The sequence below is a fragment of the Pseudomonas sp. 21LCFQ02 genome, from assembly GCF_024129895.2.
In the GTDB taxonomy this organism is placed as follows: Bacteria; Pseudomonadota; Gammaproteobacteria; order Pseudomonadales; family Pseudomonadaceae; genus Aquipseudomonas.
In genome coordinates this window covers 3,113,099-3,138,777 of record NZ_CM178749.1, presented here as the reverse complement: position 1 = coordinate 3,138,777, position 25,679 = coordinate 3,113,099, and the positions used below count along the sequence as shown (strand labels likewise).

Below are 25,679 nucleotides of genomic sequence, written 5' to 3'. Positions count from 1 at the left end.
AGACAGCTGGCTGATACCGAACCAGGAACGATGCTCAAAAGCATGCAGCAGGAGTAAAACTAAAAAGCCCCGCAGATTTTCATCTGCGGGGCTTTTCGTTGTATGGCGGAGAGATAGGGATTTGAACCCTAGGTACTGTTGCCAGTACAACGGATTTCGAATCCGTCCCGTTCGACCACTCCGGCATCTCTCCAATGGCGCGCATCATACCAGCTTGATCGTAGTTGTCGAGACATTTCTACAATTTTTTTCGTGGTATCAAGCGCTTGCAAACTTACAGGGGCACGCCCAGACGCTGCGCGACTTCTTCATAGGCTTCGATGACGTCGCCCAGCCCCTGACGGAAGCGATCCTTGTCCATCTTCTTGCGGGTTTCCTTGTCCCACAGGCGGCAGCCATCAGGACTGAACTCGTCGCCCAGCACGATCTGGCCGTGGAACACGCCGAACTCCAGCTTGAAGTCGACCAGCAGCAGGCCAGCGTCGTCAAACAGCTTGCTCAGCACTTCGTTGACCTTCAGCGACAGCTCTTTCATGCGCGCCAGTTGCTCGGCGGTGCCCCAACCGAATGCCACCACGTGAGATTCGTTGATGAACGGGTCGCCCTTGGCGTCATCCTTGAGGAACAGTTCGAAGGTGTAAGGCTCAAGCTTCAGGCCTTCTTCAACGCCCAAACGCTTGACCAGGCTGCCGGCAGCGTAGTTACGCACGACGCACTCGACCGGGATCATGTCGAGCTTCTTGACCAGTGCTTCGTTGTCACCCAGCAGCTTGTCGAACTGGGTCGGCACGCCGGCCTCTTCGAGCTTCTGCATGATGAAGGCGTTGAACTTGTTGTTCACCATGCCTTTGCGGTCCAGTTGCTCGATACGCTTGCCGTCGAACGCCGAGGTGTCGTTACGAAACAGCAGGATCAAACGGTCGGCGTCATCGGTCTTGTAAACCGATTTGGCTTTACCGCGGTAGAGTTCTTCGCGCTTTTCCATGATGGGCTCCGCTTGCTAATGATTGGGCTAGGCGATCTGTCGCCAGTCGAGCCCACAATCTTGATCGGCCAGTTGCAGCCAGTCCGGGTCGCACCCGAGGGTATCGACGAAACATTGCCGGGCCAACTGCGGCCGGTTGTTCTTGCTGCTCAGATGGGCCAGCACCAGGTGTTGCAGTGTCTGCCATCCCAGCTCGCTCACCAGGCTCGCGGCCTGATGATTGTTCAAATGTCCTGTGTGGCCTCCCACCCGCTGCTTGAGAAAGACCGGATAAGGCCCTCTGGCAAGCAGATCGCGGCAATGGTTGGCTTCGATCATCAGGGCATCCAGGCCCTGATAGCGTTGCAATACGTCCGTGCAATATGACCCCAGGTCGGTCAGCAGGCCAAAGCGCCGCTGCCCGTCGCTGAAGACAAACTGGGTTGGCTCCAGTGCATCGTGGGCGACCGACACCACGTCGATGTCCAGCGCGCCGATGCGCAGCGACTCGCCGGCACAGAGCAGTGCAGCGGCCTCCACAGGTTTGCGCATGCCGCGCAACGTCCCGCGACTGAGGTACACCGGCACATTGTAGCGCCGAGACAGCAAACCCACGCCATGCACATGATCGGCATGTTCGTGGGTCACCAGAATCGCACTGAGCTGTTCTGCAGCGACGCCCAGCCGGGCCAGGCGTCGCTCGGTCTCACGCAGCGAAAAGCCGCAATCGACCAACACATAAGTATCGTGGCTTGCGACCAGCGTGGCATTGCCACGACTGCCGCTGCCGAGGACCGCGAAGCGCACTTAGCCCAAGTGATCCTGAATGATGCTCAACACGCGACGCGCCACATCGGCAGGTGCCACGGTGTTGATGTTCTTCTCGACCGTCACCTGGACGCTGTCACCGACCTTGCTCAGGCGCACCTGATAACGCTCGGCGCGAGCTTCAAGCTCTTCCTTGGTCGGTTTGCTGCCGAACAGACCACTGAAGAAGCCACCAGATTCGTTTTCAGGCGTCTTGGCCCGCTCTGCCAGGTTGATGTAATACAGACCCAGGCTGCGGTTGATGTCTTCAACGCGCCAGTCTCCCTGCTCCAGCGCACGACCGACGCTGGACCAGGCACGATCAAGGTCTTCACCCACATTCAGGACCGGGTTACCGCTACCGTCCGAGCCCAGGGCCACGCGGCTCGGGGCATCGTAGTCACGCGCAGCCAGCAGCGACACCGAACCGCCCTGCCCGGCATTGCGGTTCAGGCTCGCCAGCAGGTCGTCGGTCAGCGAAGCGTCAACGCCGAGGTTGGCGCTGCGCGCAGGAAACTCGACATCGCTGGTGCTGCCCGCGGCACGGGAAACGCTGACCACGTAGATTTCACTGGTGTTGCGCTGCACGCCAGGCTCGATACGTACCCGTACGCGGGTTTCGCCGTCAGCGGGGCTACCACCACCGGCCAGACGACGAGCCACCGAAGCCGAGAGTTCGTCGCCACGCTGCCAGCTTGTGGTGAACTCACCGGTCTGCGGGCGCTCTTCAGCGATCCGGAAACCATTGTCTTCGAAGTACTGGTGCGCCACCGGCCAGACTTCGGCCGGCGGGCGCTGGGCCAGGATCGAACGTGCTTCGCCGTTACGCTGCAGGCTGAAATCGCCGGCCTCGGCCAAGGAAGTGCTCAGCGGTTGCGGACGCGGCACGACGTATTCACCTTTGTGGGTGCTATCGGCAACGTTGCGCGGAATCGGCAGCAGCGGATCGAGGCGCTTGGCACCACTGATATCGGCTGGCACCTGCATCGGTGCTGTCTGGGTCGCTTCCAGGTAATCGCTGCCGCGATCACGGAAGTAACCGTCTGGGCCCCATACCCAGCCACAACCACTGGTGCTGGAGATGATCAGGGCAAGTGCGGAAAGTCCGGCCAATCGCTTCATTGCGTTGTACTTCCTCAATTAAACCAGTACGCCGGCCTGGCGCAGGGCCTGGCGCAGCGGCTCGTGACAGGACTGGCTGAGCCAGGTCAGTGGCAGGCGGATACCGCTCTGCATCAGACCCAGCTCGGTCAGCGCCCACTTCACAGGGATAGGGTTGGATTCGACGAACAGGGCGTTATTGAGCGGCGCGAGCTTGTCATTGATGGCCCGGGCGGCGGCGGCATCGCCTCGCAGGGCGGCGGCGCACAGGTCGCTCATGGCCCGTGGCGCAACGTTGGCAGTGACCGAGATATTGCCTTTGCCGCCGAGCAGCATCAGCTCTACCGCCGTGGCGTCGTCACCGGAGTAGACCAGAAAATCACTGCTGACACCGGCCAGGATGTCCTTGGCGCGTTGCAGGTTGCCGGTGGCTTCCTTGATACCGATGATGTTCGGCACGGTCGACAGGCGGATCACTGTCTCGGCCTGCATGTCGCAGGCGGTGCGGCCAGGGACGTTGTAGAGGATCTGCGGGATATCGACGGCGCGGGCAATGTGGCTGAAATGCTGGAACAGGCCTTCCTGAGTAGGCTTGTTATAGTACGGCACCACCAACAGGCAGGCATCAGCGCCGGCATTCTTGGCATTGGTGGTCAGTTCCACCGCTTCGCTGGTGGAGTTGGCGCCGGTTCCGGCGATCACCGGAATGCGCCCGGCCACCTGGCCGACCACGCGACGAATCACTTCGATGTGCTCGTCTACGCTCAGGGTCGCCGACTCGCCGGTCGTACCGACCGCGACAATGGCGTTGGTGCCCTCTTGCAGGTGGAAGTCCACCAGTTTGCTCAGGGCGTCCCAGTCCAGACTACCTTGTGCATCCATGGGTGTGACGAGTGCCACCATACTGCCCGCAATCATGCAACCGCTCCTGCCGGAAAAAGAGAGCCGTAATGGTACTGGCGCCATCAGCCTTGTACAAGCGAACTCCGGCGCTCTGAGCATTCCCCTTGGCGAAGGATTTCGCTACCCTTCACCCTTTGCTCAGTATCGTTCGTCTGCGCTCGGCGACCAATCGCCCGGTTTTGCCCCTGACAGCCCTGTTCCAGCGCGTTGCGACCCTGCCACGGCTGACCCGGTCAGGAAGGTTCGGAACAGCAGCGGAGCAGACCATCCCTGCCAGCGGCTCGAAAAGGCCCGGAAGATACCGACCGTTCATCATCTAGGAATGCTGCATGTCCTCCACCCCCCCGGTTCGCGAACAATTTCTTGTCATCAGCGCCCTAGGCGCCAACCCTATGGAACTGGCCAACATTCTCTCTCGCGCCAGCCATGAAAACCGTTGTGCGGTGGTCAGCTCGCGCCTGACCAGGCACGGCGAGTTCAGCGCTCTGGTGCTGCAGGTATCCGGCAGCTGGGACGCTCTGGCGCGCCTGGAAGTCGCGCTTCCCAACCTGGCCAAGAAACACACTTTCACCATCAGCGTGGTGCGCAGTGCCGCCCTTGAAAGCCGTCCCGAGGCACTGCCGTACGTTGCCTATGTCAGCTCGGCCTATCGCCCGGACATTATCAATGAGCTGTGCCAGTTCTTCATCGACCACAACGTCGAGCTGGAAAACCTCACCTGCGACACCTACCAGGCGCCGCAGACCGGCGGCACCATGCTTAATGCGACCTTTACCGTAACCCTGCCGGCAGGTACCCAGATCAGTTGGCTGCGCGACCAGTTCCTGGATTTCTCCGACGCCCTGAACCTCGACGCACTGATCGAACCATGGCGCCCACAAGCCCCAATGTAAGGAATGCCTGATGGCCGTTGTAGTAGACCAATCCGTTAGCGATTTCCAGGTAGCCGCCACTGGCGGTCAGACCGTCAGCCTGTCCGGCCTCAAGGGGCGTCAGGTGGTGATCTACTTCTACCCCAAGGACAATACCCCCGGTTGCACCACCGAGGGCCAGAACTTCCGCGACAGCATTGCGGCATTCGAAGCCGCCAACACCCTGGTGTTCGGCGTATCGCGTGACAGCCTCAAGACTCACGAGAACTTCAAGGCCAAGCAGGCGTTCCCGTTCGAGCTGATCAGCGACAAGGATGAAGCACTGTGCCAGCTGTTCGATGTCATCAAGCTCAAGAAGCTGTATGGCAAGGAGTACCTGGGAGTGGATCGCAGCACCTTTCTGATCGACAAGGATGGCGTGCTGCGCCATGAGTGGCGCGGCGTGAAAGTGCCCGGCCATGTAGAGCAGGTGCTGGCCAAGGCTCAAGAGCTGAATCAGGCCTGATTGCGCATTATGAACCCGGGCAGCGCGCCCTGCGCCGCCCGGAATACCCTACAACATCGGTGCCACAACAGGCTCCTGGCGCGGCCAGGCATCGAGCACCGCTTTGAACAGGGTGGCCAACGGAATCGCGAAAAAGATCCCCCAGAAGCCCCATAGCCCGCCAAACAGCAACACGGCGCAAATGATTGCCACCGGATGCAGGTTTACCGCCTCGGAGAACAGCAGCGGCACCAGCACGTTGCCATCGAGCGCCTGGATGATCCCGTGAATGACCATCAGGTAGATGAACTGATCCCCCCAGCCCCACTGGAACAGGCCGATCAATGCCACAGGCACGGTGACGACCACAGCGCCAACGTAGGGCACGACCACCGAAATGCCCACCAGCATCGCCAGCAGCGCCGCGTAGTTGAGCCCCAGCGCGACAAACGCCACGTAGGTCACCCCACCGCAGATGACAATCTCGATGACCTTGCCACGGATGTAATTGGCAATCTGCCGGTTCATCTCTCTGGCCACCCGGGTCAGCAGTGCCCGCTCACGCGGCAGATACCCCCGCGCCCAGCGGCCCATCTGATGGCGGTCTTTGAGGAAGAAGAACACCAGGATCGGCACCAGCACCAGATAGATCATCAGGTTGACCAGCAGCGGCAGGCTGGACAATGAAAAGGTCAGTGCCAACTGGCCGACCTTGCCCACCTCACCCCGCGCCACCTCGATTGCCTGCAACACCTGCTCATCGGATAGCAGATGCGGATAACGCTCAGGCAGCAACAGCAGCAGCGACTGCCACTTGGCGAGCATGCCGGGCAACTCATTGAGCAAGGTAATCAACTGATGCCACAGCAGCGGCACCAGGATCAGCAAAAACACCAGCAAACAACCGATGAACAAGGTGAACACCAGACTCACCGCTACGCGCTCCGGGATGCGCAAACGCATCAAGAGCCCGACCTGCCCCTGCATCAGAAACGCCAGTACCAGCCCGGCCAGGACCGGCGCCAGCATCCCGCCCAGGGTCAGAATCAGGGTGAAGGCCAGAGCCAACAGAACCGCCAGCACCACCGCCTCTTCATCAGAAAAGTAGCGCTGCATCCAGTCTTGGAGCACCTTGTACATCAAACGTCCTTTTGAAGAAAAACGGCCAGCTACGCTTTGCGCAACCAGTAGGTATAGACCCCCGCGTCGCTCTGCTCATGCAACAGCTGATGACCGGAGAGCCGTGAGAAACTGCGAAAGTCACGCTGGGAGCCGGCGTCGGTGGCCAGCACCTTGAGCACCGCACCACTGACCAGGCGGTTGAGTTCCATCTTGGCCTTGAGCAGCGGCAATGGGCAATTGAGCCCGCGTGCATCCAGTTCAGCATCACAGTTTTCGGGGGCTACAGCTTCAGACATCGTTTCTCTCCAGCCAGGCACATCGTTGTGGCAAAAAGTAATCAGGATGTTTCATACATGGCTTGAAGAATACCGCACTCTGGTCAGCAAGCCATTGAGGCAGCTACAGTAGCTGCACATTTACCCAGAGCTTCGTGCATGAATTTTCTGCGTCCTACACTGCTCACCCTCGCCTGCCTGCTGGCCACTCCGGTCATGGCCGATGACCTGCCCTCGCTGGGCGACTCCAGTTCGTCCATCGTCTCCCCGGAACAGGAACATCAATTGGGGCGGGCATGGCTGGGCATGTTGCGCTCGCAGGTCGATCAGCTTTCCGACCCGCAACTCAAAGACTTCGTCGAGTCCTCGGTCTATAAACTGGCCGAGACCAGCCAGGTCCAGGACCGGCGCCTCGAATTCATCCTGATCAACAGCAACCAGCTCAACGCCTTCGCCGCCCCCGGCGGAATCATTGGTGTCAACGGCGGCCTGTTTCTGCACGCCCAGACCGAAGGCGAATATGCCTCAGTCATGGCCCACGAACTGGCCCACTTGTCGCAGCGCCACTTCGCCCGTGGTGTCGAGGCCCAGCAACGCATGCAGGTGCCGGTAATGGCCGCGATGCTGGCCGGTATCGTCATGGCTGCGGCCGGCGCCGGGGATGCCGGCATGGCCGCGATTGCCGGATCACAGGCCGCAGCGATTCAGGAGCAGCGACGCTTCTCGCGCCAGAACGAGCAGGAAGCCGACCGCATCGGCATCCTCAATCTGGAAAAAGCCGGCTACGACCCGCGCAACATGCCCACCATGTTCGAACGTCTGATGCGCCAGTACCGCTTCGATGCGAGGCCGCCAGAGTTTCTCCTGACCCACCCGGTCAGCGAGTCACGTATCGCCGACACCCGTAACCGCGCCGAACAGGCCGCGTCCGGCGGCAAGGAAGACAGCCTGCGTTATCAACTGATGCGTGCCCGCATCGCCTTGATCTATGAAGAAACCCCAGGCATTGCTGCCAAGCGCTTCCGTGCCCAGCTCAGCGAAAACCCGAAGTCAGACTACGCTCGCTATGGCCTGGCAATTGCCCAGATCAAGGGCGGCCAGCTCAACGAAGCACGCGAAGGCCTCAAGCCGCTGCTGGACAAGGCACCTAACGACATCACCTTCAACCTGGCCCAGATCGACCTGGACATCACCAGCAACCGCCTCGCCGAAGCTCAGCAGCGCGCAGAGCGCCTGCTGACTCAATACCCTGGCAACTACCCGCTCAATCAGGCGCGTATCGACACCCTGCTCAAGCAAGGCAAAAACGCTGAAGCCGAAAAAGCCCTGGATGCCTTGCTGAAAAACCGTCCGGTCGACCCGGACATCTGGTATCAGGTGGCCGAAGCCCGTGGCCTGACCGGCAATACCGTCGGCCTGCACCAGGCCCGCGCCGAGTTCTTTGCTCTGGTCGGCGACTTCCGCCAGGCCATCCAGCAACTGGACTTCGCCAAGCGTCGTTCCAGCAACAACTTCCAGCTGGCGTCACGCATCGACGCCCGCCAGAAAGAACTGGTCGAACAGGAACGTCTGGTCAAAGGCATGATGTAACAATTGAGGGCAGCGCAAATAAAAAAGCCCGGCAGCGATGCCGGGCTTTTTACATCCACTGCCTCAAGCGTTGCCCGCCTGCTTCAGACGGGCAGCCTGGGTGAAGTCCAGCATGCGCTGCAACGGGCGTACGGCATGCGGAATCAGGGCTGGATCGACAAAGATCTCGTTGCTACCGTCCTGCAGGCACTGCAAGGTACGCTCCAGGGTATTCATGGCCATCCACGGACAATGCGCACAGCTGCGGCATGCCGCGCCGTTACCGGCGGTAGGCGCCTCGATGAAGATCTTGTCGGGGCACACCTGCTGCATCTTGTAGAAAATGCCGCGATCAGTGGCAACGATAAAAGTTTTGTTCGGCAGACGTTGCGCGGCAGCGATCATCTGACTGGTAGAACCGACTGCATCGGCCAACGCAATAACCGCTTCCGGCGACTCCGGATGCACCAGCACTGCCGCCTCAGGGTACAGCGCCTTCATGTCCTCAAGCTGCTTGGACTTGAATTCTTCATGGACAATGCAGGCACCGTCCCACAGCAGCATGTCAGCGCCGGTCTCGCGCTGAATCCAGCGCCCCAGATGCTTGTCCGGTGCCCAGATGATCTTCTCGCCGTTATCCATCAGGCTTTCGACGATTTCCAGCGCACAGCCGGAAGTCACCACCCAGTCGGCGCGAGCTTTAACAGCTGCCGAGGTATTGGCATAGACCACCACCGTGCGGTCAGGATGCTTATCGCAAAACGCCGAGAACTCATCGACAGGACAACCCACATCCAGCGAACAGGTTGCCTCCAGGGTCGGCATGAACACGCGCTTTTCCGGGTTGAGGATCTTGGCTGTCTCGCCCATGAACCGCACCCCGGCGACCAGCACGGTGCTGGCAGGGTGGTTATTGCTGAAACGCGCCATCTCCAGAGAGTCCGCCACACACCCGCCGGTCTCTTCGGCCAGCGCCTGAATAACCGGGTCGCAGTAATAATGCGCAACCAGCACCGCATCACGCGCTTTGAGTTCGGCAGCGATCTGCGCACGGTAGTGGGCTTGTTCTTCGAGGCTCAACTCTCTTGGCTGCTTGGCCGCCAGATGGGCCTGCACCAGAAAGCGTTCGGAAATCTGCGTCATGTTGGCTGGACCTGAGTGCGCGGTGGCGCGTAATGCAAGTTTACACCCGAAAGGCATGCGAAAAAAAAGCCGGCGCCCCGTAGATCTGGGAGCATCCAGCTCTTGAACACAACCTCAAGCCCTGCGGCCTGAAGCGGGCAGATTCTAACCCTAATGAACGGTATCAGCACAAATATTTAAACTGCCAAATCTGCTAATGATTACTATTTAAATAAAGTTCAAAAGTGCTCGGTCGTTGAGCCAAAACAAGCAGTGCCGCAAATCTTGCCTGACAGAAGATCAAAAATTATTTAAGCAGCCAAACGCAAAAACCCTCCACTAGGGAGGGTTTCTGCGTATATATGGTGGGTCGTGTAGGATTCGAACCTACGACCAATTGGTTAAAAGACAACTGATGAAAATCAGCCTCTAGCCCACGAAATACGGGGCTTCGCGTGCCAGGAAGGGACGTCATCAACCTCTAATGTCCCCCATTAGAGGCTCAAGCCATGGCACGGAAGTACTCGGTCGTTTCGACCAAAGGCGGCACTGGAAAATCCACCAGCACCACGAACCTCGGCGCACTGCTCGCAGATGCCGGCATCCGGGTTCTCATCATAGATCTTGACCCTGTCCAGCCCACAAGCTCGTCCTACTACCCGCTAATCCATGAAGCGCCAGGCGGTATCTACGATCTGCTGGCTCTTAACGTCACCGCGCCGGAACGGATCATTTCGAAGACGTCCATCCGTAATCTGGACGTGATTGTCTCCAACGACGACAACAACCAGCTCGGCGGCCTGCTCCTGCAGGCACCTGATGGGCGGCTGCGACTGGCCAACCTGATGGACCAGTTTGACAACGACTACGACGTCATCCTGATCGACACCCAGGGCGCACGCTCAGTTGTGCTCGAAATGGTGATCCTCGCATCCGACGTCGCTATCTCCCCTCTTCCGCCGAACATGCTCGCAGCCCGGGAATTTAACCGAGGTACGATGCAGATGCTCGACGGCATGCGTGTGTACAGCCGCCTGGGCATGAAGCTGCCGCCCGTGAAGATCGTGATCAACGACATGGAGGACACGGTTGACTCATGGAGCATCTACGAAAGCCTGATCGAGATATTCGCTGACCACCCAGAAATCTCGCTGACCAACACCATCGTCCCGCATTCCACGATTTTTCGGAAAGCGGCGACTCTGGGCCTTCCTGCCCATCGTTTCGAATACCGGCAACCGTCCAATCGCAAGAGTCCATGCGCGCTGGCTGTGTTCCGGCAACTCGCGCAGGAGCTCTTTCCTGAATTCCGCGAGCAGCTTGAGGGCTTGACCGAAGAGCGCGTTGCGCAATTGGTGAGGGTGGCCAAGGGGGAGCAGGCATGATCCGCCACTCCCACTCTGCTGCCGCGACTGCTGCCATGGAGTATGTGCTCGGCCACCCCGAGCAAGCTCCGCTGCAATTTCTCCAACTGTGGAGCGAAGGTCGATTCGACACACTTCGCCGCGACTGGAGTGACGTGCCTGACAGCGTGTTCATCGGCGCCGATCCGGCCTTCAAAACGGAGACCGGTCATGGACAAGCATAAGGTCATTGCCAAGGTCAGCAAGTTGCTGGCCCTGGCCAACTCCAATGGTGCATCGCCTAACGAAGTAGAAACAGCTCTACGACAAGCCCGGGCGTTGATGTCCCAATACAACCTCGAATCGACCGACATTGACGCAAGCCAGGTCAACGAATCGAGTGTTTCAACCAAAACCCAGCGCTCGCCCGCACATTGGCAGCACTCCCTTGCAAGCACCTGCGCCTCGGCATTCGATGCTTCGCACCTGAGCTACTACCACCATACGCTAGGTTGGTCATTCAAGTTCATTGGTCTGGGCGTCGCACCGGAACTCGCCGCCCATACCTACTCGGGATTGCTGCATCAGCTACAGAAAGCTCGCCGGGAGCATGTTGCCGCACAACGCCGCTGCAATCTGGCGACAAAGCGCCGTCGTGGACAAATATTTGCTGAGGCCTGGATCAGCGCAGTCAGCGCCAAAGTTCGCCAGTTCGCCACCGGCCTGGACGCATCCACAAGCCAGAAGGTCAGCGCTTACCTGGAACGCCACCATCCAAACCTGAAGCAGTTCACCACGAAAACGATCGACCCCAAGGGTTACGACAACCGGTCGAGCCTGCAAGGGTGGGAAGAAGGCTCTCAGGCCAAGCTCCATCGCGGCGTGTCGGGACAAAGGCCGATGGCTATTGGCCAAGGGGGCGCTCAATGAGCGCCCTGGATCTGCTGCCGCCCCACTCAGTCGAGGCCGAGCAAGGCCTGCTGGGCGGGGTGCTGCTTGATAATGAGGCGTGGGATCTGATTGCTGATCAGATCCAGGCTGATGACTTTTTCAGGTCCGAGCATAAGAGCATCTTCAGGGCCATCACCGCTCTCGCCGAGAAGAACAGCCCTTTTGACGTCGTGACACTCTCGGACTCAATGGCCGATCTGGATCAAATCGGCGGACTCGGTTATATCGCGGAACTGGCGAAAAACACTCCCTCGGTGGCCAACATCCAGCACTACGCGATGATCGTTCGTAATCGAGCGCATCTACGCCGGCTAATGTCGCTTGGGTTCCACTGCTCCAGGGCCGCTGCTGACGATCAAGCTGAGGCAGCCGTTGTTCAAGACGAGATCGAGCAACAGTTATTCAAGCTTGGCGAAGGCCAAGTGCAGAGTGAGTTTGCCGACATCAAGAACGTGTTGTTCTCAGTCGTCGACAAAATTGATGCGCACTTCAACGGCAATGTCACGGTAACCGGGGTGCCAACGGGCATTACTGATCTGGATACCCTCACCCGAGGCTTCCAACCTGCAGACCTCATCATCCTCGGTGCACGCCCATCGATGGGCAAAACCAGCTTCGCATTGAACATTGTGGACGCAGCGCTGAACAGCGCGCCTGCAGAGCAAACAGTTCAGGTTTACAGCATGGAGATGCCTACCGAGGCACTGATCTACAGGTTGTTGGCCATCTTGGGTCACATGGATCTCGGCAAACTTCTGAATGGCCAACTTGAGGATGAAGATTGGTCGAGGCTGACATCTGCCGTGAAAAAAGTTGATGACTTCGGCACTCGGCTCGTCATCGATGACACCTCAAACCTGACGCCGGCGGCGCTTCGCGCTAAAGCCAGACGCGCAGCCCGGCGGTTCGGTCCACCGGCGCTGCTCATGGTCGACTATCTGCAGTTGATGCGCTCACCAGGCCAGGAGAATCGGGCCAACGAAATCAGTGAAATCTCTCGTTCGCTCAAGGCGCTGGCCAAAGAGTTCAACTGCCCCGTCGTGGCTCTTTCCCAGCTCAATCGCGACCTAGAAAGACGCCCAAACAAGCGCCCGATCAGCGCGGATCTACGCGACAGCGGCGCGATCGAGCAAGACGCGGATGTGATTTTGTTCGTGTATCGGGATGAGGTCTATCACCCGGAGACTGAGCACAAAGGCATCGCTGAAATCATCGCTGCCAAACATCGCAACGGCGCATGCGGCACCGTGCGTACAGCCTTTATTCCTCACCAGACCCGCTTCGCCAATCTCAGCGCCAACGTGGATTGGCAAGGAGCGCGTGCATGACAACTCTAAACCCTGTGCAACCGACGCACTGCTGCGGTAACTGCAACCGGCATTTTCGACTCCACCAGGTAAGAGTGATCCGTCCAGCTCCTGAGCAACCCGATGGCGAAGTAGAACTGCTGGTCTGCCCCTGCTGCGATAGCTATGACATCGAAACGATGCAGGAGGCCGAGCGTGCCTAACACTCACTTTCCTGCCATCCGCGCCGATGCTCAGTTCGAGCGTTCAGCGCTCAGCTTCGCGCATCAAACCGGGGTGAATGCCGTCGAGCTGGATGCCCTAGCCCAAGTCGTGATTCGACTTGCTCGGGATCAGAGCACTGTGGCCCCCAAGAGCTTACTCGCAGAGCTGGCCGAGTTCGTTGAACTGGGATACATCGCTGTAGAACCAACGACCTCAAACACCGTTCTGGTCGACCTCATGGTTCCCGGCGCTCTGCTCACTAACTACTTCTGGGCAGTCTGGGTTCCCCGACACCTCTTCACCCGCTCGTTGAAAGTGGCCGTTGCCGCCAAGTTGCCCGGCGCCGGCAACGAACAGCAATACACCATCGCATTCAGAATCCCTGGAACACGCGAGGACGGTCGTGCGTTTTTGGCCAACCTCGCACGCCAGTATCCCGACGATGCACCCGAAATCGTGGCCATCCAGGCCGGCAACGCGCTTGAGGAGGAACAGACAAATGATTGATCACAGCGAGCAATTCATTGAGGTCGATGAAACCCTCACACCGACGTCACGACAAGCCGCGAAGGCCGACCTGGATCTGGCGATCGCCCGGTTTTTGGCAAATGGTGGAACGGTCACTGTGGTTGGCCAACTCGAACCTAACACCTCGAGCACCTCAGGGCCGCGGGAGTCAAGAATCGCTCTCCCACAACAGGCCCGAGTCAAAAAGAAGAGTGATCTGCTGCTGAAAACCGACCTGGAGATCAAGGCCAGGATCGGCAAGAACCTGCATGAAGCAGCAGCGGAGCTGGGAGAGTCACTCAGCCGCTGCCAGCAGTTGGCAAGAACCTATCGCATCCCCTTCCGCACATTCGGCGCAAGCCGTAATCGCAAGGCGAGAGCTTGAAAGTACTCCGACTCAGTGACCTCTTTATCAGAAGCCATACAGGACTATCGGCATGACTACAAAATCCAAACGACACAGTGCAGATGAGAAATTCGTAGTACGTCTCCCTCTGGGCATGCGAGGAAAAATCGCGCTCAAAGCCAAAGAAAACACCCGTTCTATGAACAGCGAAATGGTTCATCGCCTTGAACAAGTTGAGCAGTACGAGGAGGCACTGGCTCGCGCCAATTCGATCATTGACCAGTTGCTGGGACGTCTCCCTGAACAAGTTCCAGCACTGATGGAGCGCCATTGATGGCCACCGATAAAGTCGCACATATCACCGAACGCCTTTTGGCTCCAGGCTTCAAATCAAAGGCCACTCAAGTTGCTGCTCTGAGTGATCCTGTCGCAGATACCGGGATGGTGCTGACCCTGGATCAAATGCTGCCCTACGACTCGAACCCTCGCACGACTCGTAACCCGCTTTATGATGAGATCAAAGAATCTATTCGGCAGCGCGGCCTGGATACGCCACCGGCGGTAACACGCCGACCAGATGAAGAAAAGTATCGGATCCGCAACGGCGGCAACACGCGCCTGGCGATCCTCAATGAGCTGTACCGGGAAACCAACGAGGACCGGTTTTATCGGGTTCATTGTTTGTTCCGCCCATGGCATCAGGAGCGCGGTGAGATCATCTCGCTGACCGGTCACTTGGCCGAGAACGATATGCACGGGCAGTTGTTGTTCATTGAGCGAGCTCTTGGCATTGAGCAAGCAAAAAAGCTTTATGAAGAGGAGTCTGGAAACCCCATAGGCATGCGTGAGCTTTCACGGAAACTAACAGCTGACGGTTACCCCGTATCGCACTCGCATATCAGTCGCATGCAAGATGCGATAAGATTTTTACTACCGGCAGCCCCTCACCTACTGTATTCGGGGCTCGGAGCAAACCGAATAATCAAGCTCTTAGCCCTGCGAAAATCAGCGGACACCTGCTGGAATGAGCATTACAAAGGCGAAGCCGTTGAGTTCGATATGTTGTTCGGTGATGTCTTATCGTCATTCGACGGTGAAGCCGATGAGTTCTTGCTTGAACGGTTCCAGGATGAGCTGATTGGTCAGATGCGCAAAAGTCTTCCGCATGTGACTTACGAGAACATCCTGTTCGGCATCAAGCAACAAGACGACCAGAATCGGCGCAATAACGCCGTGACAGACACTGCACCAGCACTCCCGCCATCCCCGCTCTCTCCTCTTCAGACACTACCGCCCTCAAAACCTGCACCAACACCAACATCGGCCGGACCTCAGGAACCGAATACAGGTGGGAATGGATCACCGCAGAGTGCTGCACCAGCGCCCTCACTCCCACCACCCAGCCCACCAGGCTCCCTGGAACAGAATAGTGGTGCCAGTCCAGCGACCGTTCGTGTCGACACAACGCAGCAAACTCTTGCACCGCCGGCAGCAGATGCCATGAGCGCGGAACAGCAGCAAGCGCGCATTGATGGGCACATTGTTTCACCGGCAAACATCAGCGAACGGGTGATGACACTCAAACAGCGGCTCGCAAGCATGAACGGCGAGTCGCTACCCGACTTCAATGCCAACTGCCTGACTGCCATCCCGGTACAGGCCGGTGGCCTGCACCCGATCACTGACCTTTGGTACATCGAAGGTGACATTGATACACCTCGCCATCTGCGCACTCAGATCGCCAACCTGGCAGCCGAGATTGTGCTTTCGGTTAATGCCCCCGGAGAGATCGAAGCCACTGGCAGCGGTATCGGCTTTCTATACGTCAGCCCTCAAGAGCAGGCCGATCTGTCGTTTGTTGCTCAGCACACTCTCACCCTGCTCCAGTCACTCAGCGGTAGCGTGGCCATCGCTCTGAAAATGATGAATCCAACGCCGGACGGTGACCTCAGCGTGTTGGGCGAATTTCAGTTTGCCGCAGCACTGGGCCAGATCTTGTTGGGTATTCCCCCGTCAGCTGAACAATCCGCTGAAAACGGTGAAAGGCTCAGTGACGGCGGATTGGTGAAACTGTTCAGGATTATCCGCCTGGCCAGACGCCTCATTGATCTTGAGGTAGCCACCCACTCCACCGATGTTGATAGCTGAGAGCGGGAGGATTGTCCATGTCGAAACTCGCCGTAAACGAAGCTGTACTGCATCAGGTCTTGTACCTCATGCGCACCGGGCAATTGCAGCGCTGCGTTGATCTGGGACTCGATCCAGAAACCCTGGGCCAGCTCCAACATCCGAGCATTCTCAGTGTTCTTGCAAACTCGCCCGTCAACTGGGTTCAGATCACTATTGACCTCGAAATGGTCAAGCGGCTGATGTCGAGTGCAGATCGGTCCGATGATGAAAAGCGCATGATCGAACGAGCAATTCGGTTAGGGGCCACATCGACCATGCTGCATACGTTCTTCGGCCTGACGCCGCAAGAAGCAGCAATGCTGAGGTCCGTGATGGGGGTTAAGCCACCTCGCGGCCGGTGGCGAGAACCCAGCGAAGATACCGATCGAGAGCTTTGGTATCGCTGGATCGCATTGATGAAAGAGCACCAGCCTGATCTCACAGACAGCCTGGCTATTCTTGATATATCGATGCTAGTAGCCGAAGAGCTGCGAACGGAAGGTCTGACACTCGGCGCGATCTGGAACCGGGTCACCGGCTGGATCTCGTCGGGAGCTTACAAAAGTAAAGGCACTGAATTTCCTCCGCAGCCTGCCCTGGTACTTCCTGGACAGGTAGCGACGGAACCATGAGTCTCTCTTACGTCTTTGAGTCAGCCTCCCGTCACTTGCGCGCACAATTGGAGCTTCGTCGCGATGAAGAGGCTCAACAACGCACGTCCGGCGATTATGCCGGCATCATATTCAGCGGAAATCCCCACGAGACAGTTCCTCGGCGCTTGCTGCTGGACCAGCGCCTGACCCCACTTGAGCGCAACGCATGGCAAGTCTTTCGACTGCTCATTAACAGTGATGGCATCACTGCCTTCCCAACTTACGAACAGCTACGTCCGTACCTGGGCATGCAGCCTGGCAAACCAGCATCCAGAGAGACGGTGGCCAAGGCCTTGACCGTACTTCGTTTGACGCGCTGGCTTAGCCTTGGCCGCAAGGTACGCGATGAAATAAACGGCCAGGTGCAGGGTAATGTGTACATGCTTCACGACGAACCGACCTCTCCGGCCGAAGCCATCGAACTTGACCGAGACTACATGCAGTTGCTGGTTCACTCGCTGCAGCACGCGAACCGGGCTATCAGGGACATCGCTGAGCGGACCTGGAAAGAATTGACTGATGATCCAGACGTCGGAGAGAGGCTGCCGACACGACTCGACGGCTACATCGAGCGAATCGCTGCACAGTCCTGGATCACCGGAAGGCCAGAAACAGGCTCTGAGCACACCGAGTTCGGAATCCGAACTAAGCAAAAAACGACTCACTTACCACTGAGTTCGGAATCCGAACTCAGTGAAAAATCGGCAAGCGATCCGCTCGATTACCCCAGTTCGGATTCCGAACTCAGTGGAAAACCGGGCAGTTCGGACTCAGTTCGGATTCCGAACTCACATAGTACGTACGTAGATACAAATCAGTTTGTAAGTAAAAACGTACCGCACCTGCGAGAGCACTCATCGCCCCAGACCACTCGGCCGACTCCGAGTGCATTCGATAGCCTCACTCCAGAGAACCGGCACAAAGCCATTCAAGCGATTCGGAACCTACCGGACCAGATGCAGGATCAAGTTGTTCGCCAGTGGACCGCTCGCTGCAGCGACGGAACAATCGCCAATCCGATGGCTTACCTGTTAACGCTCGTGCAGAAGGCACTCAGCGGAAAACTGAATGAGTGGTTCCCAAGGTCAGATGGATCAACCGAGAAAACGGTACCTACTCCCACAGCTCCTGCCCCTATCGTTCATTCGGCACCACCTCCGCAGAGACGATCAGGCGGAATGCAGACCGGTAACGAAGCATTGCGCGCTTTGAATATCAACTTGGGCCGACGAACACCATGAACACGGCCAACTCGTCGGATCGACCAGCCGAAAGTGGTGCGGCCCGCACCACCCTGAACATCCCTGCCATCACGCGGGTCGACCGGCCTCAAAGTGGTGTGCCCCACACCACCCTGAACATCCCTGCCATCACACCGGGTCGACCGGCCTCAAGTGGTGTGCCCCACACCACCCTGAACATCCCTGCCATCACACCGGGTCGACCGGCCTCAAGTGGTGTGCCCCACACCACCCTGAACAACCCTGCCATCACACCGGGTCGACCGGCCTCAAGTGGTGTGCCCCACACCACCCTGAACAACCCTGCCATCACACCGGGTCGACCGGCCTCAAGTGGTGTGCCCCACACCACCCTGAACATTCCTGCCATCACACCGGGTCGACCGGCCTCAAGTGGTGTGCCCCACACCACCCTGAACAACCCTGCCATCACACCGGGTCGACCGGCCTCAAGTGGTGTGCCCCACACCACCCTGAACATCCCTGCCATCGTCCGGAGTCGGACAGCTACAAGTGTTGCCACCGGCAACACCCCAAACACCCCGGCCACCGTGCTGGATCGGACGGCCGCAAGTGGTACCGTCGGTACCACCCCGGTCTACCCAGCCAAGGCGGTCGTTACAACAATTTCCCTTCACGTGGGTTTCATTTTGAACGCTGCCAGTCGGGCGGCATGAGTTCAGCATTCGCCATGCACTTCCTTCCTTTATATATAAGGACAACCCACGTAATGGCTGATAACTACCGGCTCAACATCGGCTCCCTGCGCAGCGATGTCGCGTTGACCCTACACACCCACCATGCCGCCCGAATCTGGCTCGGGCGCCCCAAGTCCGACGACAAGGCGAGCATCATCGGCCTGGCGGGCTTCTGCAGCTTCATTAACCGCATGAACCGTGGTGCGACTCTGGACGATCCGTATTCGGACTGGTGGCTCCTGCAAATCGAAGAAAAAGTGGCTGAGTCCGAACAGGATCTCAAGGCAATCGACACGCGCCTCGATGAGGTGATGGCCAAGCTTCCCTCAGCCATCACCATCGGCAACAACCTGTCGATCCAGCCAGTTCAGATGCCGCTGTTCATCTCCAACCCGCTGGGATTTAAAGCGGTGTACCTGCTGACCTCCTACGACGAAATCGTCCGACGTGTCTTGCTTGCCCAGCACGTCGGTCTGGTCGGCAGGCGGGACATGGAGATCTGGATCGACGAAGGTGCCCGGGTCCTGCGCAAGCTGTTCAGCCTGGCCCAGCTCTTCAAGTTTACTGGCGCTGCGCGGGACGACTTCGCTGCCAATAACGCCAAAGCTGCACAGGCCCGTGAGGCATTCGCACGCTACGGCGACATTCCTCAGGACATCCTGGAAGGCACCCGCCGCTCCAGCTTCGCGCCGCCGATCAACAAGGCATCACCCTCGGTCCTTCATGCAAACGAAGACGACTACATCGGCGAGGAGGACTGACCATGGTTAGGCCCGCAACGACTCCTGAGCTGCAACAGACAGCCTTCAAACCACTGCAACAAACTGCCTTCCAGGGTCTGCAACAAAGTGCCTCACTAAAAGGCCTTTTAAAGCCTTTTAAGGGTAAGGGGGAGCTGGAACAGTTAGCCGAACTTTGCGGGGTGATCGAAGGCGAGCTGAAACAGCTTGCCCAGGACGTGCTGGGCCAAGCCAAGCAACGACCATTCTCGCTGCTGCCTGTACGGCTCACTGAACAGAACACTGGATCAGGAACCATGTTTCTACGCTGGCAGCACGTGCAGTCCCGGCGCATGGGTGTCGGGATCTGGAGTGAGATGCTGCTGACAACCAAACTTTCAGAAAACCTGCTGCACGACCTGGTCGCTGTGGAACATCAGCGGATCACGCTCAACATGCAAATCAGCCTGATTCACTCGATTGGCAAGCAAGCGACCGAGTGCGCCGAAAAAGTGGCCCAGGCCGATGCCGTGTTCCTGGAGCGACTGCAGCAGCTCACCACTCAACCAGAACGTTACTGAGGAAAAATCTATGGCTACCAACGTAGTATGGGAAGGAAATATCGGGAACCCGCCGGAGTTCAAGTCGTTCTCGAACGGTAACAATGAGCCGCGGCGCATGGTGCGGCTGAACGTGTACTTCGATAACTCGTTCCCGGATGGCAAAGGCGGCTATACAGAGCGCGGCGGTTTCTGGGCCAATGTCGAACTGTGGCATAAGGATGCTGAGGCCTACTCGAATCTCTACCAAAAAGGCATGCGTGTTCTTGTTCAGGGCCGGGCAATCATGGATCGCTGGGAGAAGGACGGCGAACAGGTACAAGCGTTGAAAGTCGATGCCATTCGCATTGGCATCCTGCCTCAACGCATCGAGCACATCGTACTACAACAGAAGCCCGGGGCTGACCCGGGGCGCTCTGCAGGCAACAATGTTCTGCCTCAGTACGACTATCCAGATGACGATAGCTTCCACGGGGTGCCCAACTTCTAAAAAATCGCGCCACTCGTGAAGTTCCCGAGGATGGTGTTCTGCTGGTTCGCCATCCTCATTCCACTGCTTATACCCTACCCTGAAAGCAAAAAATCGCGCCCGTTCGTGGTGTGCTCCTAGAAGTGAAACTCACGGTTCGTGACGTCCATCCATAGGCTGTAGCTTCCTGTTGCCTTCAACCCACTCTTGATGGGTAATTGCGCTCTGCTTGATCACCCGTTTACATTGCACTTGTCCACTTATTTGCATTGGACTTGACCTGTCGCGTGGACGGGACTTGACTAGCAAATCTGGTAGCGATGACCGGCTAAGGTTGCCCCCTTTACATTTGGTCAGCGTAAGCAGAAAGCGGCTACAGGCAAACCTACACCATCACGGTATGGATGGACTTTGGATACCATCCCAACAGCGCCCAGATGATAGAAATTAGCCACGTTATAGTGTCCAAAGGATTTTTTGGCATTTGAATGTCTCAAACACTCAAGGATCTGTTGATGCCTCTCAGCACAGAGCAAGTGAAAAAATTACGGGATGCAGTAAATTCGTACTCATTCCCTACAGCCCATTTTGACTTCATCGCAAAAAAACCAGTCATTGGGCTTTCGATGCTCCAGCTAGAAACCCGTATTCGTCAACAGTTGCTCAGCGCTTCCCCGGAGCAAGTTAAAGACGGTCTGTCGAATGTTCTCTACTGGGGTTTTGCACAAATGGGAGGGCTAGGCCCTGTTCGTGTTGAGCGCTTCAGAAGCGCGGTATCGATCCACCAGCTGCAACAGGCCTCAGGCTTATTTACCAATCGTGAAAGGCCGGCACTCTATGAAATCGCTGAATTAGGGTTACCTCAGTTCTCTAAGGTCTCGTTCGTAAGCAAGATCCGTATGTACCTGGATCCAGTGAAATCAGCGACGCTGGACAGGCAGATCATGCAAATGCACCAAATCCATACAGACACCGTCTTAGCTGCATTCAAGCAGTACAGCACCAGCATCCCCACAACTAAGGGAAACTCAGCTGCCTACGAAAGCTGGTGTGATCATCTTGGCTTTATCGCTCAAGCTTATTTGCCTACTGCACGTGTCGTTGACATTGAGCGAGGGCTCTTTCAAATAATTCAGGAAGGCGACGTGAGTTCGGCGGCTGATATCTTGAAGAATGCCTGAATTCAAAGAACTCGTTTTGTTGCCTTGATCCATAGCAAACCTTCGTGGAAGGTGGTCAAATCCATGCAGTTACGCATTTGCGGAGACGAGCGTGCACAACACCAGCGATGGCCCAGCCCGGGATAGGCGAAAGTTGAACAATCCTCACGTTGCCATACGAGCTGCCGGTGCTGACGCCGCCGTGAAAGGGCTTCCGGTGCATGCCTGTCCCTACGTGCACCCGGCAATGCGCTCCTCTTGGCTCAAAGGGTTTGCCCAGGCAAAGCAACTGAGTCTGTTCGACTGAGACGGCCTCCTTCATCTCAAAATCTCCTCGCTCCAAGCTTCCCGTTTCCCATAGCCACCTGCTGAGCCTGCACCGGACAGTTGCTGAAACGAAGCGCTGGAGCTGTTACATGTCTGCACTACCCTTACCCACCCTTCACGAACTGCACGAGCGCTTTTCCGAGGCCCGCATTGAGATAGCCGCACGCTACGCGGAAAAACTGGGAATGCGTGACACAGCAAGACTCTGGTGCATGAAGCACCACTTGGAAGTGACATCCAGCTCAAGATACTGGTGCATCGCTTTCACCGCAGAATCCGATGGAAAGCAGCGGGTCCTGGCGCGCCTGGGCGACAGGCTGCAGCGGTTTGACGGCACATCCATCAGTGCTCTCAACCTCTCGTTTGAACAGGAGGTGGCCGCGGAACTCTTCAGGTCGAACTGCGACGAGCACATGGGACTCGCACTATTCCAGCCAGCAGCTGATACGTTGCCCCTGGTCACGAGCTACTGCAAGGCTGCCCGCGAACATGCCTACGCAATGGCCTTCGTGGACGCATTCCCGCAGCAACCCGAGCTACGTTGCTCGAATGACGAAAGGGCTGATAAGGCGCTGCGTCAGATGATCGCCATTCGAGTGAAGTTTCACGTAAAAAACCTCGGTGCAACGCTACGTGAGTTCTGCACTCACATCGACCCGAAAATACTGCGAGCGATAAGGTCTGTCGGGTGCCCTACCGCAGTCATGTACAACTGGTTGGTCACAGGAGAGCGCCATCGCAGACTGCAGGCACTGGCAGCACAGCGAATCTTGGTCCCGGTCCTGGTACACCACCAAACCAGTGCACAGATTCTCTCGACAATCGTCGACCTTGGGCTGCCGCTGAATGACGAACTCGCCAAGGTGTTGAACTCTAAGCCCGCATTCGTTCGAGCATTGGGTAAAGCGTCTCCCTACCACGCAGGCACCGCGTTGTTTCACATCAACCGTGAAGGCAAGCACGAAGGTTGGAATGCCCTGCTTGCAGGTGCATCGTTGGGAAATCGGATGCCACGTAAACGGCCAGAGTGGAAGGTATTCATCGCACTATGGTCCGCGATTCCGTATATGGCTCTGAACCGGGTCAACCTGACCACTCTTTTGCGTGGTACACCCACGAACTGGTCAGACCCGGCGTGGGACCAGATAACAGCGACCATTCAACATGCCGGCGAGCTGTTCAAACATGTCAATTACGTCGACGACAACAACAGACTGGTTGACCGCCGAGGCATCGCTACAAGGAACCTCCTGACGTTCATTGAGCGTTGTACATACAACCAACTGGCCAACCTGATGAAGCGCTTCGACCAGGCTCTGGACGCCGGTAACATCGCCTACAACAAGAATTACAGGGATCGTCAGGCGCTTACTCACTGGCCCGGCCTTCTGACTTCGGCGCGATCGATCATGACACCCAACGGATGCGAGATTGTCGAGTTGCTTAGCGCCGAAGACTTGTACGCCGAACATCGGGCACTGGGACATTGCATCGACACCTATGACCGATTCGCACTGCGTGGAACCTGTCGTCTACTTTCTGTCCGCCAAGCCGGAGTATCAGTCGCTTCTGTCGAAATTGTGCAACGTGACGGTCTACCCAGACTGGCCCAGCTGCAGGCCCATAAGAACCGCTCAGTTGCCTCGGATTCCCCTGCCAGCGTAGCTGTAGTCTGGTTGATGACGCATTTACGCGACCAGAGCATCCCTCACAACCTGAACTGGCCGAACCTTGTACCAGCGAACTACGAACAATTCATGAGCGAAAGCATGGTCGCTTGGATCAAAACGTCCGTAGGCCAGCCATGAGCCGCGTTCGCATGGTCAATCAAGGTGGCCAGGTCAGGTTGCTTAAGAACGTGGTCTTCGATGGCTGGGACTTTGGTCTCGAAACTCCCTACATCGACGGAGCCAACCGGGTGTTCCTGGCCCGCAGTGGGCATTACATCCGACGCGGCGATCACCCTCTCTACCGCTACTGGCGAATCCCCAAAGACCGGCTGCTGGACGAGTTGGATGTCTTCTTCCACAAGCTCACAGAGCTCTGTCCCAGTGGCGTGCTGGACTCATGGCAATCCTTCCAGGCGCGAATCAGCGAGGCGCTGAGTCAACCTACCCAGGATGCATTTACCTGGGGCTTGGCACTGCGCATAGCATCGTTGGACGAAGGTGGAGTGCTGCTCTCGGGCGACTTTCACCCAGGCGTCGTAGCCGCTGCCAGGCGCATGCAGGGTTCATTCCTGGGCCGCTCAAAGTCATGGCGCATCAACTCCACCATCGAGCTGGTCAGGAGCAACCTGATACTGGATCTGGGGCTGGCCGAAGAACAAATCGAGGTCATCACCACGACCCAGACACTGCTTGATGATGGTTCTGTAGCCAGCGCAGAGACCTTACCTGGCATCACCATCGGCGGACCTCCAGCAGAGCGCCAAGCGGCCGTAGCTACTGGAGAGGTGTCCTACGAACTTTATCTGGCTGCGGTCCCGACGATCGAACGCACGGAGTTTTCCGAGGAACAGATCAACCAGGCGCTCCTGGGGTATTCGCTACTTGGCCATCAGCCTGCGGGGATCCGCCACCTTCTGATGCGTACAGGCGCACTGCTGGCAGATGACATGGGCCTTGGTAAAACCCGCCAAGGCATCATTGCAGCTCACATACGGGCCGCAGGCCGTCCTATCCTGGTCATCACGCTCAATACGTTGCTTGTCAACTGGCAGCGAGAGATCCACGCCGTCTACCCAGACGCCACGGTGTCGATTCAGACCATCAATGACGACGCGCAATGGACGCTGGTGAACTTCGAACGCCTGGAAGCTCAGGTCGCTATTGCCGGCAAATACCAGGTGATGATCGTCGATGAAGCGCAGACGATGAAGGAACCCACCGCAGGCTGGACACGCAATGGCTTCGATATCGCGGCTCAGATACCCAACCGCTACCTGCTTACAGGCACACCCGTGCTCAACCGCGAGGCTGAATTGCACACCCTGCTGCGCCTGTCTGGTCATCCAATCGGGCAGCTCCCGCTGAAGGACTTCTGCAGCAGGTTCGCCGGCAGTCCCGAGTTCCGCCAGAACCTGCGGGCCGAGATCCAGGACTGGATGCTGCGCCGGCGAAAAGACGTGCTTCCCGATCTGAAGGGTAAGCAACGCCAGTTGCTGCCGTTGGCTCTGACCGATGACGAACGCAAGGAGTACGACAAGATCCGGTTTGGCGACAAACCGATCTTCGCTCGCCTTGGCGCTATGCGACAGTTGCTTGAGCAGTTGAAGATCAAGCACACGATTGAGATGCTCACGGCCCTGGACCCTTTGGACAAGATAATCCTGTTCTGCGAATTCAAGCCGACCGTAGCGCAACTGGAAGAACGCTGTACCGAACTTGGAATCGGCTGCGTCACGCTGATTGGCTCTGACTCTCTGCGTAAACGGCAGAAGTCGATCGACACGTTTCAGGATGACCCAGACTGCAGAGTATTCATTTGCACGACGAGAGCCGCCGGCACCGGTAATAACCTCACGGCAGCTAACTACGTGTCGTTCCTTGGTCTGCCCTGGACTCCCGGCCAACAGGATCAGGCCGAAGACCGCGCCTACCGGAACGGCCAGTTGCGCCTGGTCGTCGTGAAGATTCCTCTGTATGACAACACCATCGACCAGCAGCTATGGGATTTGCTGATGGCAAAACGCAAAGTCAGCCAGGAGTTGATTGAGCCTGAAGAGGATCTGGAGAAACTGACGAAAGCTGCCATGGCTCGCACGTTGACGGCATAGCTGGTTAAAAATACACCGGCTGCGCGAT

Annotated in this window: 28 protein-coding genes and 1 tRNA gene; 21 read left to right on the top strand and 8 right to left on the bottom strand. The window is 57.6% G+C overall.

Annotation, left to right across the window (positions count from 1 at the left end):
• Positions 1-103: 103 nt before the first annotated feature.
• From NJC40_RS14065 to dapA, 5 genes are all read right to left on the bottom strand, one after another.
• Positions 104-193, bottom strand: a tRNA-Ser gene (locus NJC40_RS14065).
• A gap of 81 nt (positions 194-274) precedes the next feature.
• Positions 275-985 carry a phosphoribosylaminoimidazolesuccinocarboxamide synthase gene (gene purC, locus NJC40_RS14060; RefSeq protein ID WP_045488992.1) on the bottom strand — a complete coding sequence of 237 codons (711 nt, stop codon included), beginning with the start codon at positions 983-985 and terminating at the stop codon, positions 275-277.
• A gap of 27 nt (positions 986-1,012) precedes the next feature.
• Entirely contained in the window at positions 1,013-1,771 is a 759-nt protein-coding gene (locus NJC40_RS14055; RefSeq protein ID WP_045488991.1) for an MBL fold metallo-hydrolase, read from the bottom strand.
• Positions 1,772-2,893 (bottom strand): NlpB/DapX family lipoprotein, encoded by a 1,122-nt coding sequence (gene bamC / locus NJC40_RS14050; protein WP_045488989.1) that lies wholly within the window; start codon positions 2,891-2,893, stop codon positions 1,772-1,774.
• Between the two features lie 18 nt (positions 2,894-2,911).
• Positions 2,912-3,790, bottom strand: a complete 879-nt coding sequence (gene dapA / locus NJC40_RS14045) for a 4-hydroxy-tetrahydrodipicolinate synthase (RefSeq protein ID WP_045488987.1) — start codon at positions 3,788-3,790, stop codon at positions 2,912-2,914.
• A 314-nt stretch (positions 3,791-4,104) separates the two neighbouring features.
• Here dapA and NJC40_RS14040 point away from each other — a divergent pair, with 314 nt between their 5' ends.
• On the top strand, positions 4,105-4,668 hold the full coding sequence (locus tag NJC40_RS14040) for a glycine cleavage system transcriptional repressor (protein WP_045488985.1): 564 nt from the start codon (positions 4,105-4,107) through the stop codon (positions 4,666-4,668).
• A 10-nt stretch (positions 4,669-4,678) separates the two neighbouring features.
• Positions 4,679-5,152, top strand: coding sequence for a peroxiredoxin (locus tag NJC40_RS14035; RefSeq protein WP_045488984.1), 474 nt, complete (start codon positions 4,679-4,681; stop codon positions 5,150-5,152).
• A 48-nt stretch (positions 5,153-5,200) separates the two neighbouring features.
• Here NJC40_RS14035 and NJC40_RS14030 read toward each other — a convergent pair whose 3' ends face one another.
• Both NJC40_RS14030 and NJC40_RS14025 read right to left on the bottom strand, forming a co-directional pair.
• Positions 5,201-6,271: an AI-2E family transporter gene (locus NJC40_RS14030; RefSeq protein ID WP_253142701.1), complete on the bottom strand. Its 1,071-nt coding sequence runs from the start codon at positions 6,269-6,271 to the stop codon at positions 5,201-5,203.
• 29 nt (positions 6,272-6,300) lie between these two features.
• Positions 6,301-6,549 carry a sulfurtransferase TusA family protein gene (locus NJC40_RS14025; RefSeq protein ID WP_253142700.1) on the bottom strand — a complete coding sequence of 83 codons (249 nt, stop codon included), beginning with the start codon at positions 6,547-6,549 and terminating at the stop codon, positions 6,301-6,303.
• Between the two features lie 138 nt (positions 6,550-6,687).
• Between NJC40_RS14025 and NJC40_RS14020 the strand changes: the two genes are divergently transcribed.
• On the top strand, positions 6,688-8,118 hold the full coding sequence (locus NJC40_RS14020; protein WP_045488978.1) for a M48 family metalloprotease: 1,431 nt from the start codon (positions 6,688-6,690) through the stop codon (positions 8,116-8,118).
• 63 nt (positions 8,119-8,181) lie between these two features.
• Here the strand turns inward: NJC40_RS14020 and nadA are convergent, their stop codons facing one another.
• Positions 8,182-9,240 (bottom strand): quinolinate synthase NadA, encoded by a 1,059-nt coding sequence (nadA, locus tag NJC40_RS14015; protein WP_253115181.1) that lies wholly within the window; start codon positions 9,238-9,240, stop codon positions 8,182-8,184.
• A 488-nt stretch (positions 9,241-9,728) separates the two neighbouring features.
• Between nadA and NJC40_RS14010 the strand changes: the two genes are divergently transcribed.
• The 18 genes from NJC40_RS14010 to NJC40_RS13925 all read left to right on the top strand — a co-directional run bounded on the left by NJC40_RS14010 (position 9,729) and on the right by NJC40_RS13925 (position 25,651).
• Entirely contained in the window at positions 9,729-10,604 is an 876-nt protein-coding gene (locus tag NJC40_RS14010) for a ParA family protein (RefSeq protein ID WP_253142699.1), read from the top strand.
• Positions 10,601-10,807, top strand: a complete 207-nt coding sequence (locus NJC40_RS14005) for a hypothetical protein (RefSeq protein WP_253142698.1) — start codon at positions 10,601-10,603, stop codon at positions 10,805-10,807. The genes NJC40_RS14010 and NJC40_RS14005 overlap by 4 nt, the downstream gene beginning before the upstream one ends.
• On the top strand, positions 10,794-11,492 hold the full coding sequence (locus tag NJC40_RS14000) for a DUF2786 domain-containing protein (RefSeq protein ID WP_253142697.1): 699 nt from the start codon (positions 10,794-10,796) through the stop codon (positions 11,490-11,492). The genes NJC40_RS14005 and NJC40_RS14000 overlap by 14 nt, the downstream gene beginning before the upstream one ends.
• Entirely contained in the window at positions 11,489-12,841 is a 1,353-nt protein-coding gene (gene dnaB / locus NJC40_RS13995) for a replicative DNA helicase (RefSeq protein ID WP_253142696.1), read from the top strand. The genes NJC40_RS14000 and dnaB overlap by 4 nt, the downstream gene beginning before the upstream one ends.
• A gap of 174 nt (positions 12,842-13,015) precedes the next feature.
• Positions 13,016-13,531, top strand: a complete 516-nt coding sequence (locus tag NJC40_RS13990) for a hypothetical protein (RefSeq protein ID WP_253142695.1) — start codon at positions 13,016-13,018, stop codon at positions 13,529-13,531.
• Positions 13,524-13,916, top strand: coding sequence for a hypothetical protein (locus NJC40_RS13985; RefSeq protein ID WP_253142694.1), 393 nt, complete (start codon positions 13,524-13,526; stop codon positions 13,914-13,916). The genes NJC40_RS13990 and NJC40_RS13985 overlap by 8 nt, the downstream gene beginning before the upstream one ends.
• Before the next feature lie 52 nt (positions 13,917-13,968).
• The gene (locus tag NJC40_RS13980; protein WP_253142693.1) at positions 13,969-14,211 is read left to right on the top strand and encodes an Arc family DNA-binding protein; all 243 of its coding nucleotides are present in this window, start codon (positions 13,969-13,971) and stop codon (positions 14,209-14,211) included.
• Positions 14,211-16,025, top strand: coding sequence for a ParB family protein (locus NJC40_RS13975; protein WP_253142692.1), 1,815 nt, complete (start codon positions 14,211-14,213; stop codon positions 16,023-16,025). The genes NJC40_RS13980 and NJC40_RS13975 overlap by 1 nt, the downstream gene beginning before the upstream one ends.
• A 17-nt stretch (positions 16,026-16,042) precedes the next feature.
• Positions 16,043-16,678, top strand: coding sequence for a DUF2857 domain-containing protein (locus NJC40_RS13970; protein WP_253142691.1), 636 nt, complete (start codon positions 16,043-16,045; stop codon positions 16,676-16,678).
• Entirely contained in the window at positions 16,675-17,940 is a 1,266-nt protein-coding gene (locus tag NJC40_RS13965) for an STY4528 family pathogenicity island replication protein (protein WP_253142690.1), read from the top strand. The genes NJC40_RS13970 and NJC40_RS13965 overlap by 4 nt, the downstream gene beginning before the upstream one ends.
• The gene (locus NJC40_RS13960) at positions 17,937-18,617 is read left to right on the top strand and encodes a hypothetical protein (protein ID WP_492180324.1); all 681 of its coding nucleotides are present in this window, start codon (positions 17,937-17,939) and stop codon (positions 18,615-18,617) included. Before NJC40_RS13965 ends, NJC40_RS13960 begins: the two co-directional genes overlap by 4 nt.
• 53 nt (positions 18,618-18,670) lie before the next feature.
• Positions 18,671-19,399 (top strand): PFL_4669 family integrating conjugative element protein, encoded by a 729-nt coding sequence (locus NJC40_RS13955; protein WP_253138684.1) that lies wholly within the window; start codon positions 18,671-18,673, stop codon positions 19,397-19,399.
• Positions 19,400-19,401: 2 nt separating this feature from the next.
• Positions 19,402-19,938, top strand: a complete 537-nt coding sequence (locus NJC40_RS13950; RefSeq protein ID WP_253138686.1) for a DUF3158 family protein — start codon at positions 19,402-19,404, stop codon at positions 19,936-19,938.
• Positions 19,939-19,948: 10 nt separating this feature from the next.
• Entirely contained in the window at positions 19,949-20,407 is a 459-nt protein-coding gene (locus NJC40_RS13945; protein WP_253138688.1) for a single-stranded DNA-binding protein, read from the top strand.
• Between the two features lie 494 nt (positions 20,408-20,901).
• A complete protein-coding gene (locus NJC40_RS13940; protein ID WP_253138690.1) occupies positions 20,902-21,567 on the top strand; it encodes a hypothetical protein in 666 nt (221 codons plus the stop codon).
• A gap of 91 nt (positions 21,568-21,658) precedes the next feature.
• On the top strand, positions 21,659-21,853 hold the full coding sequence (locus NJC40_RS13935) for a CrpP family ICE-associated protein (RefSeq protein WP_253138693.1): 195 nt from the start codon (positions 21,659-21,661) through the stop codon (positions 21,851-21,853).
• Between the two features lie 109 nt (positions 21,854-21,962).
• Positions 21,963-23,681 carry a PcfJ domain-containing protein gene (locus NJC40_RS13930; protein WP_253138696.1) on the top strand — a complete coding sequence of 573 codons (1,719 nt, stop codon included), beginning with the start codon at positions 21,963-21,965 and terminating at the stop codon, positions 23,679-23,681.
• On the top strand, positions 23,678-25,651 hold the full coding sequence (locus NJC40_RS13925; RefSeq protein WP_253138699.1) for a DEAD/DEAH box helicase: 1,974 nt from the start codon (positions 23,678-23,680) through the stop codon (positions 25,649-25,651). Before NJC40_RS13930 ends, NJC40_RS13925 begins: the two co-directional genes overlap by 4 nt.
• The last annotated feature ends 28 nt before the right edge of the window (positions 25,652-25,679 follow it).